The 14189-nt window shown below is 44.4% G+C and carries 16 protein-coding genes; 1 reads left to right on the forward strand and 15 read right to left on the reverse strand.

The genetic code is table 11. The features are described 5' to 3' along the window. Positions 1–5 precede the first annotated feature (5 nt). From BQ7344_RS06910 to infC, 12 genes are all read right to left on the reverse strand, one after another. Positions 6–971 carry a tRNA modification radical SAM protein MnmL/YtqA gene (locus BQ7344_RS06910; RefSeq protein ID WP_200793037.1) on the reverse strand — a complete coding sequence of 322 codons (966 nt, stop codon included), beginning with the start codon at positions 969–971 and terminating at the stop codon, positions 6–8. Further along, positions 968–1633, reverse strand: a complete 666-nt coding sequence (locus tag BQ7344_RS06915) for a YesL family protein (protein WP_072521988.1) — start codon at positions 1631–1633, stop codon at positions 968–970. The genes BQ7344_RS06910 and BQ7344_RS06915 overlap by 4 nt, the downstream gene beginning before the upstream one ends. A gap of 123 nt (positions 1634–1756) precedes the next feature. After that, a complete protein-coding gene (locus tag BQ7344_RS06920) occupies positions 1757–2476 on the reverse strand; it encodes a polysaccharide deacetylase family protein (protein ID WP_072523380.1) in 720 nt (239 codons plus the stop codon). Between the two features lie 258 nt (positions 2477–2734). Further along, on the reverse strand, positions 2735–3361 hold the full coding sequence (locus BQ7344_RS06925; RefSeq protein ID WP_072521989.1) for a cytidylate kinase-like family protein: 627 nt from the start codon (positions 3359–3361) through the stop codon (positions 2735–2737). Between the two features lie 12 nt (positions 3362–3373). After that, positions 3374–4084, reverse strand: coding sequence for an ABC transporter ATP-binding protein (locus BQ7344_RS06930; protein WP_072521990.1), 711 nt, complete (start codon positions 4082–4084; stop codon positions 3374–3376). 12 nt (positions 4085–4096) lie between these two features. Next, on the reverse strand, positions 4097–4855 hold the full coding sequence (locus tag BQ7344_RS06935; protein ID WP_072521991.1) for an ABC transporter ATP-binding protein: 759 nt from the start codon (positions 4853–4855) through the stop codon (positions 4097–4099). Between the two features lie 2 nt (positions 4856–4857). Beyond that, the gene (locus BQ7344_RS06940; protein ID WP_072523381.1) at positions 4858–5928 is read right to left on the reverse strand and encodes a branched-chain amino acid ABC transporter permease; all 1071 of its coding nucleotides are present in this window, start codon (positions 5926–5928) and stop codon (positions 4858–4860) included. Positions 5929–5940: 12 nt separating this feature from the next. After that, entirely contained in the window at positions 5941–6825 is an 885-nt protein-coding gene (locus tag BQ7344_RS06945; RefSeq protein WP_015541988.1) for a branched-chain amino acid ABC transporter permease, read from the reverse strand. 104 nt (positions 6826–6929) lie between these two features. Further along, entirely contained in the window at positions 6930–8090 is a 1161-nt protein-coding gene (locus tag BQ7344_RS06950; protein ID WP_072521992.1) for an ABC transporter substrate-binding protein, read from the reverse strand. Positions 8091–8318: 228 nt separating this feature from the next. Beyond that, positions 8319–8675 carry a 50S ribosomal protein L20 gene (rplT, locus tag BQ7344_RS06955; protein ID WP_015541986.1) on the reverse strand — a complete coding sequence of 119 codons (357 nt, stop codon included), beginning with the start codon at positions 8673–8675 and terminating at the stop codon, positions 8319–8321. 45 nt (positions 8676–8720) lie between these two features. Next, a complete protein-coding gene (rpmI, locus tag BQ7344_RS06960; protein ID WP_015541985.1) occupies positions 8721–8918 on the reverse strand; it encodes a 50S ribosomal protein L35 in 198 nt (65 codons plus the stop codon). An 87-nt stretch (positions 8919–9005) separates the two neighbouring features. Continuing rightward, positions 9006–9500 (reverse strand): translation initiation factor IF-3, encoded by a 495-nt coding sequence (infC, locus tag BQ7344_RS06965; RefSeq protein ID WP_015541984.1) that lies wholly within the window; start codon positions 9498–9500, stop codon positions 9006–9008. A gap of 385 nt (positions 9501–9885) precedes the next feature. On the opposite strand from infC, the gene BQ7344_RS06970 reads away from it, so the two are divergent. Further along, a complete protein-coding gene (locus BQ7344_RS06970; RefSeq protein ID WP_072521993.1) occupies positions 9886–10209 on the forward strand; it encodes a DUF1540 domain-containing protein in 324 nt (107 codons plus the stop codon). A 74-nt stretch (positions 10210–10283) separates the two neighbouring features. Here the strand turns inward: BQ7344_RS06970 and ftsZ are convergent, their stop codons facing one another. The 3 genes from ftsZ to murA all read right to left on the reverse strand — a co-directional run bounded on the left by ftsZ (position 10284) and on the right by murA (position 14096). Then, positions 10284–11435: a cell division protein FtsZ gene (gene ftsZ, locus BQ7344_RS06975; RefSeq protein WP_072523382.1), complete on the reverse strand. Its 1152-nt coding sequence runs from the start codon at positions 11433–11435 to the stop codon at positions 10284–10286. 146 nt (positions 11436–11581) lie between these two features. Beyond that, positions 11582–12826: a cell division protein FtsQ/DivIB gene (locus BQ7344_RS06980; RefSeq protein ID WP_072521994.1), complete on the reverse strand. Its 1245-nt coding sequence runs from the start codon at positions 12824–12826 to the stop codon at positions 11582–11584. Further along, positions 12807–14096: a UDP-N-acetylglucosamine 1-carboxyvinyltransferase gene (gene murA / locus BQ7344_RS06985; RefSeq protein WP_334292785.1), complete on the reverse strand. Its 1290-nt coding sequence runs from the start codon at positions 14094–14096 to the stop codon at positions 12807–12809. Before murA ends, BQ7344_RS06980 begins: the two co-directional genes overlap by 20 nt. Positions 14097–14189 lie beyond the last annotated feature (93 nt).

Below are 14189 nucleotides of genomic sequence, written 5' to 3' on the forward strand. Positions count from 1 at the left end.
ACTTCTCATACTGTCTGATGTCTGAACTGTCTGCCCTGCCAGTTTCCCCGTATCTTCATCTCATGATGCAGAAGATTCAAAACTTCTCTCTTACGGCTTGCCCACAGAGGCGCAATCAGAAGATCCGCCGGTCCGTCTCCCGTCATCCTGTGAATCACGATCGAAGGATCCAGATGTTCCAGACACTCAATCAGCAGATTCAGATATTCTTCTCTTTCGTAAACATGAAACTTCCCGGCGAGATAATCATCCGCCAGATCCGTCCCACGAAGTACATGCAGCAGCTGCAGCTTGATACCCTGTATATCCCTTCCGTTCAGATAGTCCATCGTCTCGAGGATATCTGCATCAGATTCTCCCGGAAGTCCCAGTATCGTATGAACAATAACCTGTATTCCATGTGATCTGAGCCGATGTACTGTCTCCTCAAAACAGGAAAGCGGGTATCCTCTTCGGATATAAGCGGCAGTCCGCTCATGTATCGTCTGAAGTCCCAGTTCGATCCACACCGGCTTGATCTGATTAAGCTCATCCAGAAGGGCAAGAACCTCATCTCCGATGCAGTCCGGTCTTGTCCCGATGGACAATGCTACTACGGAAGGATGCCGGATTGCCTCCGTAAAAATCTTTCGAAGGTATACGACCGGTGCATACGTATTCGTGTATGCCTGAAAATAAGCAATATATTTGTGAATCGGACGTTTCGCACGAAGCATCTCGATCTGGCTGTCAATCTGATCGGTTATGGAAAACGCCGGATCTGCTGCAAAATCGCCGCTTCCTCCGGCACTGCAGAAAATACAGCCCCGGCTTCCCAGCTTACCGTCCCGGTTCGGACAGGACATGCCGCCATTCAGAGTAACTTTGTAGACTTTTTCGCCAAACGTCTGCTTAAGCATATAGTCCAGATAATGATACGGCTTGCCGTTCCAGTTTTTTATACTCTGCCCTGCAACCGTCTTTTCACTCATACAGACTCGCCTGCACTTTCCTGCCCGGCTTCTTCTTTTGGCATATAGTTGTCAAAAATCTTCGCAAGGAAATAGGAATTACAATATGCGATCAGTGCAAATCCCATAAGCAGAAACAGCACAAACAGTGTCGACTGTATCTGATAACTTTTCACAAGCAGAAGTAACAGCGGGCATACAGCAATAATTACCATGACAACCGTATACGGAAAATGTCGGATTGCCATAAACAAAGCATTTTTGATCGTATTTTTGATCGTGTTATAAAATCTGGCAAGCACCGGATATACATACAAAAACAGGATAAAATAAATCAGCACAAATGCCATAAAGATAATTTGAAAGATCTGTCCGGCTCCTCCCTGCATTGCTTTTGACACATTCAGGTCTACATAAAGGACCACACCGATCAGCAGCATGATCAGATTAATGATCGTTGCCTGTTTGAAATTCTGCTTAAAAGATTTAAAAAAGCTTCTTAAAATGTACGCTTCTTCATTACGTACCATTTTCAGTGTCACATAGTACATGGCTGTAATCGATGCACCTGCGGTAATGACCGGAATACAACAGACCACACAGATAATATTCAGAATACACAGATCCGCCACCTTACTCATAAACCTGAAAAATTTATTGTCCATATCAAAAATACGTCCCATGTGTATCGCTCCTTTTTTCTTCCCCGGATAACACCGGTCTCTGATAAACAGTATAACGAAAATCTCCACAAAAAGCAATCAAAACCCAAACAGTTGTTTTCTGTCTATAATATTCTCAGGAAGCTACGGCATAATCAGCTCATCTACCTTGACAAGCTCATACCCTTTTTCTTTCAGACTGTCCGCAAGTCTGAGTGCTGCTTCTACTGTCGTCTTATATTCATCATGCATCAGAATGATAGAACCATCTTTTATCTTTTCCTCTACAGTCTTTATGATCTGTTCAGTATTCTGTACCTTCCAGTCCAGCGTGTCAATCGTCCAGAATACTGGCATCATCTCCACACGCAATTCCAGATTCTTTTTCCACGCGCCGAACGGAGGTCGCATATACTGCGGATATCTTCCCGTTGTTTCATAGATCAGGTTGTTCGTCTTTAAGATTTCTTCTCTCGCTTTTGCATCACTCAGTTTATCAAGCTGAACGTGATGATAAGTATGATTTCCGACCAGATGTCCCTCCTCCTGCATACGTCTGACCAGATCCGGATTCTGCTCTACCTTTTCACCCAGAAGAAAAAATGAGACTTTTATATTTCTTGCGCGCAGTCCGTCAAGCAGCACGCTGGTATACCGTGCATCCGGTCCGTCATCAAAGGTCAGTGCGGCTTTTGGATGTTCCACGGACTGTTCTACCAGCCCGAGCATCCCCTGACCTGCTATATTTTCTGCGATCGCTTTTCCGGAAGTACGCCGAACTTCCGGATCTGTACGCTTCCAGCCGACAGCAAGCACAAATACCACTATCAAAATCAGTAAAACACATACTTTTCTTTTTTTCATTAAGGTTCCCGGGCTTTCTTTGATTTTCAGATTCAGGCTCTGTTCAGTATATGAAAGAATGCACAAAAAAAGCACCGGAAGATAAAAAACCTCCAGTGCCATTTTCTTTATTTATTGTAACTGTTCAGTACCCTCACAGTTACGAGTCAAAATGCATTCCAAATCACCTTCGGTGATGGCATTTTGCCTTATAGGTCTCGGGATTTTGGCAAAAAACATGCCAAAACACCTCGCGGGATACTACCTTCTGAATAGTTACTATTTATTCAACATAATCTTAAGCTGTGCCTCGATCGCATCCACACATTTCTCAAATCCAAGCTTTCCGCTGTTCAGACAGAGATCGTAGTTTGTCGCATCGTTCCAGATACCGCCCGCAAACTTACGGTAGTAATCCTGTTTGCGTTTGTCATCTTTGAGAAGGAATTTCTCGACATCTTCTCTTGATCCGGAAATCTTCTCAGAAGCCTTCTCCACACGAAATTCCCAGGGCGCATGGATGAATACGCGTAATGTATTCGGACGATCTTTAAATACATAGTTTACGCAGCGTCCTACGATAACGTAGGATTCTTTTTCCGCAAGATCATTCACTACCTTCGCCTGATAATTAAACAGGTTTTCATCAGAGATGAAATCCTTGCTGCCCGGCTGATGCAGCCCACCTTTGTAAATGCTGTCTTTACTTCCGAAAAGAGAACTTTTGACTTTGTCTCCGGCCTCAACTTTTCCAAAAAGCTTCACGTCTATTCCGCTCTCATCAGATGCCATCTGAATGATCTGTTTGTCATAAAAAGATATTCCCAGACGTTCTGCCAGCATTTTACCAACGGTACGTCCACCGCTTCCGTACTGTCTTGCAATTGTGATTACAACCTGATCCATATCGATTCCTCCTTATTCTCCCAGATATGCTTTCTGGACAGATTCATCATGAAGCAGATCATCTGCTTTTCCTTCCAGAGTGATACTTCCTGTCTCAAGAACATACGCTCTGTCAGCAATGGAAAGGGCTTTCTTTGCGTTCTGCTCAACCAGAAGAACGGTTGTGCCACTTTCACTTACTTCTTTGATAATATCAAAGATCTCATTTACAAAGATCGGGGACAGACCCATGGATGGCTCATCCATCAGAATGATCTTTGGTTTGCTCATCAGAGCACGTCCCATAGCCAGCATCTGCTGTTCACCACCGGAAAGTGTACCGGCACGCTGTCCTGTACGTTCTTTCAGACGTGGGAATCTCTTGTATACCATTTCAAGACTCTGTGCAATCTCATTTCTATCTTTTCTTGTGTAGGCTCCCATCAGAAGGTTTTCGTATACAGACATATCTGCAAAGACACGTCTTCCTTCCGGTACGTGTGCCATACCCATCTCAACAATCTTATGTGCAGGTGTCTTTGTAAGGTCTTTGCCTCCAAAGCTGATGCTTCCTGCTTTTGCCGGAATGATTCCGGTCAGTGTCTGCAGTGTCGTTGTTTTACCTGCTCCGTTTGCACCGATCAGTGCGATAACTTCTCCCTGTTCTACATGAAAGGAAATCCCCTTCAATGCCTGAATGACACCATAATAAACCTGGAGATCTTTTACTTCCAACATTGACATTTGATCTTCCTCCTATTCTCCCAGATATGCAGTAACAACTGCCGGATCTTTCAGAACCTTCAGTGTTTCGCCCTGTGCAAGCACCTGTCCGAAGTTCAGTACGGTTACTTCTTCACAGATACCTCCAACCAGTTTCATATCATGCTCGATCAGAAGAATGGTCATACCAAAATGTTTCTGTACAAAACGGATAGTATCCATCAGTTCCTGTGTTTCATTCGGGTTCATACCTGCTGCCGGCTCATCCAGCAGAAGAAGCTTCGGATTGGTAGCCAGCGCCCTGGCGATTTCGAGCTTACGCTGCTTACCATATGGAAGGTTTCCTGCAAGTGTATCCGCTTCTTTGTCGAGATCAAATACCTTAAGAATCTCCATTGCTTTTTCGTTCATTTCTTTTTCTACTTTGTGGTATTTCGGAAGTCTTAAGATTCCGGTCAGTGTAGAGTACGAATGATGGTTATGAAGTCCGACCTTAACATTGTCAAGAACCGGCATATCCTTAAACAGGCGGATGTTCTGGAAAGTACGCGCGATACCGGCTTTGTTGATCTCGATCGTACTCTTTCCTGTGATATCCTGTCCGTCAAGCTTGATGATACCTTCTGTCGGTTTGTACACACCTGTAAGAAGGTTGAAAATTGTTGTTTTACCGGCACCGTTCGGTCCGATCAGACCATACAGCTGACCTTTTTCGATGGATACATTAAATCCGTCAACTGCACGAAGACCGCCGAACTGGATAGCCAGATGATTTACCTCTAACATTGCCATAGTTAAGCTGCCTCCTTTTTATTCTTAGTGCCTCTGATTTTTTCCATGACACGTGCTCTCCAGTTTCTTGCTGCCGGTGCCCAGTTAAAGAGCATCATAACGATCAGGACAATCGCATAGATCAGCATACGGTAGTTTGCAAATCCACGGAGAAGTTCCGGAAGTGCATAGAGGATGATCGCTGCGATCATAGAACCTCTTAAGTTTCCGATTCCACCAAGCACGACATATACCAGAATCAGGATAGACATATTGTAGTCAAATCCGGATACCTTTAACATAGAAAGGTTATGTGCATACAGTACGCCTGCAACACCTGCAAGAGCTGCTGAAATAGTAAATGCAAGAAGTTTGAACTTCGTCACATCAATACCTACAGATTCTGCCGCAATACGGTTATCTCTGGTTGCCATGATCGCACGTCCGCTTCTGGAGTTTACCAGGTTCTGTACGATAAACAGCGTAAGCAATACCAAAATGATTCCGATCGGGAAGAAATAATGCTTTACGTCTTTATAAAGAGCACCTGTTCCTGAAATACCAAGTGCACCTTTGAGGATCTGTTTGCCGCCTGCTGCAAGCTTGAGATTTGCAGAACTTGTTGCAACATGAAGTCCGTTTTCATCAAAACCGACATACAGGATATTGATCAGATTTTTGATAATCTCGCCGAATGCCAGCGTTACGATTGCGAGGTAGTCACCACGAAGGCGAAGTACCGGGATACCGATGATCACACCAAACACTGCTGCTACTGCTGCACCGATCAGAATTGCAAGGATAAATCTCGGCACCTGCGGGATATCACTTGCAATGTGAGAAAATAATGCACTGGAATATGCACCAACGCACATGAATCCTGCATGGCCAAGGCTCAGCTCACCGGAAAAACCTACAATCAGGTTCAGAGAGATTGCCGCAATCGTATAAACGCAAAGCGGAACCAGCAGACCTGTAAGAAGTCTTGAGAGGTTTCCTGTTCCGGAAAGGATCTCTACAATCACAAAAATTGCGATTACAATTCCATAGTTGATAAAATTGTTTTTTGTTGTTTTGTTCATTGTTTTTTTCATTCTGACCACCCCTTATACTTTCTCCTGGATGTTCTTTCCGAACAGTCCGGTAGGTTTTACAAGAAGTACCACGATCAGAACCGCAAAACAGATCGCATCTGCAACCTGAGAAGAAATATAGGCTTTACCGAAGATTTCGATCACGCCGAGAAGAATACCGCCGACCATGGCTCCCGGAATGGATCCTATACCACCAAATACGGCTGCTACGAATGCCTTGATACCAGGCATGGCGCCTGTATACGGAGTCAGTGTCGGATAGGTCTGACAGAGAAGAAGTCCTGCGATTGCTGCAAGTCCGGAACCGATTGCAAATGTCATCGAAATTGTCGCATTGACATTGACACCCATGAGCTGTGCTGCGTCACGGTCTTCAGAAACGGCCTGCATGGCACGTCCCGGTTTTGTCTTCTGTACAAAAAGCATCAGACCGGCCATAATCACAATACAACTCAGGATTGTTACAATCGTAATTCCCTTAATAACAAGCTGTCCGTCAAATAAAGACACCGACGGTACATCAATAACAGTTACAAAACTCTTGGCATCTGCACCGAAGATCAAAAGTGCCAGGTTCTGAAGCAAATAGCTGACACCAATCGCTGTGATCAGTACAGCCAGGTTGGATGACGCCTTACGAAGCGGACTGTACGCTACTTTCTCGATCACCATACCAAGAACGGTACAGAAGATTACAGAAAGTGCAACGGCCAGCACCGGAGACATGCCTCCTCTGGTAACAGCGGTAAGGATCACATATGCACCGACCATGATGACATCACCATGAGCGAAGTTCAGCATTTTAGCGATACCGTATACCATTGTATACCCCAGGGCAATAATCGCATAGATACTGCCCAGGCTGATTCCATCTTTTAAATAGGATAAAAAACTCATAATGCACCTCTTTAAATAGTTGTCATATTAGCGCAAGAAAGGGGGACCGTCCTGTGATAACAGGCAACCGTCCCCCGTCCTCTGATTACATTATTTTAATCTGATTATTCCATTTCTACGTAAGCGCCGTCCTGGATTTCGAAAGCTTTTGGCTCTTTATCGCACTCGCCGTCTTCTGTCCATTTTGCTTTACCTGTAAGACCATCAAGCTCAACACTCAGCATTGCCTCAGACATAGCTGCGCTGATGTCTTCGTTGGACATATCAGGTGTGATCTCAGCAGCATCTGCTGCTGCTTTCATTGCATAGAGTACATCATATGTATCTGCTGCAAACTGGTTCGGAACCTCATCCTTGTTAGCATCTTCGTATGCTTTAACGAATGCCTGAGATTTCTCATCTTCTGATGTAGCAGAGAATGGTGTCAGAAGCATAACGCCTTCTGCAAGAGATGTATCGAAGTTTTCTACTCCGAGGATACCGTCCATACCGTCTACACCGAATTTCTTAACGTCGTCCATACCTGCATCATGTGCCTGCTGAAGAATCAGAGCATTGTCTGCATAGTAGTTAGGAAGGAACAGAAGTTCTGCACCGCTGTCTTTGATTTTCTTAAGCTGTACAGAGAAATCTGTGTTGCTGTCTGCTGTGTATGCTTCATCAGCTACAATTTCCAGACCGTTTTCTTCTGCTGCTGCAACGAACGCATCGTTGATACCTGAGTTGTAGTCTGCGGATGAATCATAGAGAACTGCTACCTTTGTAGCAAGACTATGCTCACCGATGTACTGTGCGGATTTTGTTCCCTGTGCAGGGTCTGTGAAGCACATACGGAATTCGTTGCTTCCTGCTGTAATACTGTCCACTGCTGTTGCAGATGGTGTAAACATGAATGTGCTTTCTGCTGCTTCTGCTCCGACTGCAATACAGGAACCGGATGTTACAGTTCCGCAAAGCATCTGCATTCCTTTGTCAAGAAGGTCATTGTATGCATTTACTGCCTTCTCCGGGTCAGCCTGATCATCACCTGCGTCAAGAATTTCTACGTTGTATCCGTTGAATCCACCGTTTGCGTTGATTTCCTCTGCTGCAACCTGTGCTGCGTGGTATACACCAAGACCATACTGTGCGTTGTCACCTGTCATAGGTCCGATTACACCGATCTTGAATGTCTCCGCATCATCCGCAAATACAGCCGTCGGCATCATTGTTGCTGTCATGGCTACTGCTGCTGTTACAGCAAGTACTTTTTTCATATTTTTCATAATAAGATCCTCCTATCTTATAATCAGCTCGCTTTACTTTCATTTGCTAAAGCTTTAATGTAGTTGATTATAGCATTCAGTTTCTACGATTGCAAGCAAAATTTTAGAATTTCTTTAGGATTTGTTTATTCAGCAAAAACTACTGTCTTTCTTATACGGACATTTTAGCTATAAAAAAGACCGCAGCCCGATCGCGGCGCTACGGTCTTTTATTCATATAATCAGCTATTATGCAACTGCTTTTTTAGCAATTTCAGCAAGTGCTGCAAATCCTTCTGCATCGTTTACTGCAAGTTCTGCAAGCATTTTTCTGTTGATGTCAACGTTTGCAACTTTCAGTCCGTGCATCATTTTGCTGTAGGAAAGTCCGTTCATTCTTGCTGCTGCGTTGATACGAGCGATCCAGAGCTGTCTGAACTGACGTTTTTTCTGTTTACGTCCTGCATAGGAGCTTGCAAGTGCTCTCATTACAGACTGTTTTGCTACTCTATACTGTTTGGAACGGGCTCCTCTGTAACCCTTTGCCAGTTTTAATGTACGGTTATGTCTTTTCTTTGCGTTTAATCCGCCTTTAATTCTTGCCATTTCTTATTTTCCTCCTGTTCGTCTTCCGATATCGTCTGCTGCTTATTATAAATAAGGCAGTGCTTTCTTAATGTTCTTAAGGTTTGTAGAATCTACAACAGTAGCTTTTCTCAGATTTCTCTTTCTCTTCTGAGATTTCTTTGTTAAGATATGGCTCTTGTAAGCTTTATTTCTCATGATTTTTCCGGTTCCGGTTTTTTTGAAACGTTTTGCTGCTGCTCTACAGGTTTTAATCTTAGGCATAATAAAATCCTCCTTAATTCGTGGTTCTGTTTTTTATTTTATATTATCATAAATATGTGTGTGAAACACGTTATCTCTGATAACTGCTTAACGCTTTTCACTGAGGAACATGGTCATGCTTCTTCCTTCGATCTTCGGAGCTTTCTCTACGACTGCGATGTCTGTGAGAAGTTCTGCAAAATCATCCAGAACATGTTTGCTGCTTGACATATGTGCCATCTCTCTTCCGCGGAAACGTAATGTGACTTTTACGCGGTCGCCCTTGGAGAGAAATTTTCTCGCTGCATTGACTTTTGTCTTCAGGTCATTTGTATCAATGTTAGGAGAAAGACGTACTTCCTTGATGTCGATTGTTTTCTGTTTTTTCTTAGCTTCTTTTTCCTTACGGGAAAGCTCATAACGATATTTACCGTAGTCGATAATCTTGCACACCGGTGGTTTTGCCTGTGGCGCGATCTTTACAAGATCCAGTCCGGCCTCCTGTGCCTTTGCAAATGCTTCTCTGGAAGACACGATACCGAGCTGTGCTCCGTCCGGTCCGATCAAACGTACTTCTTTGTCTCTGATCTGTTCGTTAATCATTAAATTGCTAATTGTAGTACACCTCCATACCTGTAAATGATAAACCTGACTCTCAAGTCACCCTCTGCGTTTGCGAAAACAAAAAAGAGTATGGACAGACTCCACACTCTACTATATCCAGACGCACAAAAAATCATGTGACGTCTACAGCATTAACTGCTGTGCTGCGATATATAAACCCGAGCCGCATCAACACGTGCGCTGAGGTGAGAGTGTAACTCTGCTTTGTTTTCTCCACGTACTTGTATAAGATATCATGTCTTTTATATGATGTCAAGTTTTTTATTATATTATTTTTTGTATATTTTTCTTCGACCTGCAAATACTACTTTTTGCATGGATCTTTATGATTATGTTATTTTATCTGATCAAGGAGGTTACAAACATGACTATTCTGAACTGTTCTGCAACAAAATGTATCTACAACGACAACAAACTCTGTTCCCGCGGTGATATCGAAATCACCGGTGACAACGCACACCGTGCTGATGAAACAAGCTGCGGAAGCTTCCGCGACCGTACGACAGCTGCCATGCAAAACAGCGGTGCCGAACACTGCGGCTGCGAAAAGATCAACATTGACTGCAAAGCACAGGAATGCACCTACAACAACAAATGTAACTGCACCGCCTCCGCCATTGATGTAACGGGATGCAGTACCGATGGCTGTAACGAAACAAAATGCAGCACCTTTGCCTGTAAATGCTGAAAATCAAATACCATGATGTAATGCCAAAAAAAGAGACGCTGTTGATACAGCGTCTCTTTGTCTGTCGAATTGATTTATCTGTTTCTTAAGAAATCCGGGATCTGGATGTCCTTTTTCTGTACAGTGCTGGTCGGGACTTTACCTGTGTAAGAACCACTGTTCATAGTCGGAAGGCTGAAGCTTGGCATAGTCATATTGCCAGCCGGAGCTGCAGAACCTGTTGTGGATTTACGTACGGTAAATGGTGTCGTATTACTTCTGCTTCCAAATGGAGTTGCCTTTGCTGTTGTATCGGATAATCCGGTAGCAATAACTGTGATTCTTGCATAATCTGCAACAGAATCATCATACATAGCACCAAAGATGATGTTTGCATCTTCACCTGTCAGTTCCTGTACATAGCTTGCTGCATCGTTTGCATCCATAAGAGAAATATCACCGGAAATATTGATGATAACATGAGTTGCTCCCTTGATGGTTGTCTCAAGAAGCGGGGAAGCTACTGCCTGCTGAACAGCTTCCATGGCTTTGTCGTCTCCTCTTGCTTCTCCGATACCGATATGTGCAATACCTTTATCTGTCATAACTGTCTGTACATCGGCAAAGTCAAGGTTGATCAGTGCCGGCAGATTGATCAGGTCTGTGATGCCCTGAACTGCCTGCTGCAGAACTTCGTCTGCTTTGCGCAGTGCTTCCGGCATCGTTGTACGACGATCTACGATCTCCAGTAATTTGTCATTCGGGATGACGATCAGTGTATCAACAGCTTTCTTCAGATTTTCGATTCCGGAAAGAGCATTGTTCATACGTGTCTTTGCTTCGAAACGGAAAGGTTTCGTAACAACACCTACGGTGAGGATTCCCATTTCTTTGGCTGCTGCTGCGATTACCGGAGCAGCACCTGTACCGGTACCACCGCCCATACCACAGGTAACGAATACCATGTCAGCGCCTTCAATCAACTGTTTAACTTCTTCTATGCTCTCCTCGGCTGCCTTCTGGCCAACTTCCGGCTGTGCGCCTGCGCCGAGACCCTTTGTAATCTTTTCACCAATCTGAAGTACTGTTGGAGCCTTGCAAAGTGTCAGAGCCTGTTTATCAGTGTTTACACCAACAAATTCAACTCCTCCGATGGCTTCTTCAACCATTCTGTTTACTGCATTATTTCCAGCTCCGCCCACGCCGATTACAATAATCTTAGCGGAGGACTCAGCTTCATTCGACATAATCTCTAACAATGTACTTCCTCCTTTATTTTCCTGACATTAGCGTATCAGGCTACATATAGATATATCATATATTTTTTTTTTGAATTAATCAACCACTATTTTGGTTTTTTTATACTTTTTTCACGATTATTCGCCATGTACGGCTATTCGTAATCACTTTCATCTGAGTATCCGGAATCCCATCCATCATATTCTCCATCCGATTCATCACTGTAGCTGTCATCTTCCGAATAATCCCGGTCTTCATCCGAGTTATCGCTTTCAGCCTCATCAGAACTGTCTGTGGAATCCGTACCGCTGCTTCCCGCATTGTCCGGCATCGGTCCTACATAATTGCCCTCCCGGTCATACTCGCTGACACCGTCGAAGCCGCCGGATTCGTTGTAGCCGCCCTTCCAGTCTCCGAAACTGTCGATCAGTTCCTGTGTCGGTTCTGCGCCAACGTAGTTCAGATCCGCGTCATATTCACCGGAACCTGTATAATCACCTTCTTCATCATAGCCGCCGATCCAGTTTTCTTTTGCATAATCGAGCTCCGTCTTCGGTTTCGCTCCGACGTATTTGCCATTCTCATCATATTCACCGTCACCGGTATAATCGCCATTCTCGTCGTAACCACCTGTCCAGTTCTCGGCTGTCACTTCTTCCTCTTCCTTCTCAAAGGTAACGGTCTTGGAAGATTCCGTGATATTCTCCATATGAAGGATTCCCTTCTCGCCGGTGATCTGCGGAAGGATCGCGATCGTTCGGTTCATCTTATCTTCCAGATAGCGGTCCTTTCCCAGTTTTACCGTAATGTCGCCGTATATCAGATTAAGCGAGTAATCTTCATCCAGCTCAATGTAATCCGGTGTCATATCATTTTTTGCAAAGATCGTAGATAACGCAACTGCTGTATTCAATACCGCATCCTTGATCGGAAGTTTCTCATTCATAACAGTTTTCTTGACGGTAATGCCCTCGAAATACGGCACATCTTCATCTCTCGTCCTGCTGCTTTCGATAAATTTGCCATTACGGTCAAAATAAATATAACTGTCAAGATACGGAATACAGCCGACCACATTTTTTTCTTTTACACCGATCACGATGGAATTTCTTCCGGAACGGCTGACGGAATACGATTCCACATACGGCACATTCTCCACTTTTGCTTTGGAACATGTAATCGGTGCCAGTATCGAATTCGAGGAAAAAGCCCCTGTCAGAATCATTTTTTTCAGCTCTTTCTTACTGTAGTGGGTATTTTCCATAACTTCGACATGCGTTACATGAAAAAAAGAAAAGAAAAAAATAATCCCGGCGAGCAGAATTGCCCCAACTGCCAGCCCGGTCTTTTTCGCTGCACTTTTTGTGAATTTAATTTTTTTATAATTGGATGTTCTCATAAAAAACAGTACCTGTATCCTCTGTTATCAAACCGCCTAATTTCTTAAGGTCGCCGCCTATGTCCTCATATCCGCGCCGGATAAAAGAACATCCGCGTATCACAGAACTTCCCTCTGCTGCAAGCGCCGCCACCAGAAGTGCCGCGCCTCCTCTGAGTTCCTCTGCATAAACACAGTTTCCATGCAGTCTTCCTCCACAGACAACTGCTGTGTTTCCGTCCACCCGAATATCTGCGCCCATTTTGCATAGTTCATTGCAGACCTTAAAACGATTTTCAAATATATTTTCTTTTATTATGCTTTTACCGGGAACAGTTGCCAGAACCGCCAGAAGCGGTGACTGCAGATCTGTGGGAAATCCCGGATAGACCTCTGTCTCCAGAAACGGAAGGGAAAAACATACCCGGCTTCCGTCCGCTATTAGTTTACCACTGTTCCATTCATATTGTCCACCCATTTTCCGATATACTTGAAGGAAGGCATCCAGTTCCCCCTCCGGTGCATTCTCGATCACGATGTGTCCTCTGGTAGCGGCAGCTGCACAGAGATACGTACCGGTCACGATCCGGTCCGCCGGAATCTGCATCTTCGTACCACAAAGTTTTTCTGTTCCCTCGATGCAGATACAATCCTCTCCTGCTCCTTCGATCTTTGCCCCCATTGCATTCAGAAAACGGCAGAGCCATACGATTTCCGGCTCTCTGGCACAGTTTCGAAGCGTGGTAGTACCTTTTGAAAGCGTCGCACACAGAATCGCCTGTTCTGTTGCCCCGACACTCCTTTTCGAAAAAACGATTTCCGTCCCGCAAAGCTTTTTACAGGAGACCGTTATTTTTTTCTCTTCTTCTTTTATTTCCGCCCCAAAACGCCTTAATACATAAAGATGAAGATCCACCGGTCGCTTCCCGATCACACAGCCGCCCGGATAGCCTATCTCCGCCTGCTGATTTCTGGCAAGAATCGGTCCCAGAAGAATGATTGAACTGCGCATCCTGCCGCTGTATATTTCCGGCACATGACTTCCGTCTGCATGGGTACAGTCCAGATACAAATCATGATCTTCCCACCATGTTTCCGCCCCCAGCGCGCGTAAAATTTCTTCCATATAAAAAACATCCGTAATTCGCGGACAGGCTTTCAGTACATTGATGCCACGATAAAGAAGCGCTCCCGCCATCAACGGCAGCACCGTATTTTTAGAACCCTGAACGGTTATATTTCCATGAAGACAGTTTCCCCCGATTACGTGAATTTCATCCAAACATTCCACTCCCTCAGGGACTCTTGCTGTTATTATATGCAAAAGACCAGATCCCGTTCATTTCCAAGCGGAATCTGGTCTTATGAAATCAATATTTATTGC

It is taken from the genome of Blautia sp. Marseille-P3087 (assembly GCF_900120195.1).
In the GTDB taxonomy this organism is placed as follows: domain Bacteria; phylum Bacillota; class Clostridia; order Lachnospirales; family Lachnospiraceae; genus Blautia_A.

Coding starts and splice junctions, on each gene's coding strand:
- BQ7344_RS06910 (WP_200793037.1), bottom strand. CDS start 971: ATGAGTGAAAAGACGGTTGCAGGGCAGAGTATAAAAAACTGGAACGGC.
- BQ7344_RS06915 (WP_072521988.1), bottom strand. CDS start 1,633: ATGGGACGTATTTTTGATATGGACAATAAATTTTTCAGGTTTATGAGT.
- BQ7344_RS06920 (WP_072523380.1), bottom strand. CDS start 2,476: ATGAAAAAAAGAAAAGTATGTGTTTTACTGATTTTGATAGTGGTATTT.
- BQ7344_RS06925 (WP_072521989.1), bottom strand. CDS start 3,361: ATGGATCAGGTTGTAATCACAATTGCAAGACAGTACGGAAGCGGTGGA.
- BQ7344_RS06930 (WP_072521990.1), bottom strand. CDS start 4,084: ATGTCAATGTTGGAAGTAAAAGATCTCCAGGTTTATTATGGTGTCATT.
- BQ7344_RS06935 (WP_072521991.1), bottom strand. CDS start 4,855: ATGGCAATGTTAGAGGTAAATCATCTGGCTATCCAGTTCGGCGGTCTT.
- BQ7344_RS06940 (WP_072523381.1), bottom strand. CDS start 5,928: ATGAAAAAAACAATGAACAAAACAACAAAAAACAATTTTATCAACTAT.
- BQ7344_RS06945 (WP_015541988.1), bottom strand. CDS start 6,825: ATGAGTTTTTTATCCTATTTAAAAGATGGAATCAGCCTGGGCAGTATC.
- BQ7344_RS06950 (WP_072521992.1), bottom strand. CDS start 8,090: ATGAAAAATATGAAAAAAGTACTTGCTGTAACAGCAGCAGTAGCCATG.
- rplT (WP_015541986.1), bottom strand. CDS start 8,675: ATGGCAAGAATTAAAGGCGGATTAAACGCAAAGAAAAGACATAACCGT.
- rpmI (WP_015541985.1), bottom strand. CDS start 8,918: ATGCCTAAGATTAAAACCTGTAGAGCAGCAGCAAAACGTTTCAAAAAA.
- infC (WP_015541984.1), bottom strand. CDS start 9,500: ATGATTAACGAACAGATCAGAGACAAAGAAGTACGTTTGATCGGACCG.
- BQ7344_RS06970 (WP_072521993.1), top strand. CDS start 9,886: ATGACTATTCTGAACTGTTCTGCAACAAAATGTATCTACAACGACAAC.
- ftsZ (WP_072523382.1), bottom strand. CDS start 11,435: ATGTCGAATGAAGCTGAGTCCTCCGCTAAGATTATTGTAATCGGCGTG.
- BQ7344_RS06980 (WP_072521994.1), bottom strand. CDS start 12,826: ATGAGAACATCCAATTATAAAAAAATTAAATTCACAAAAAGTGCAGCG.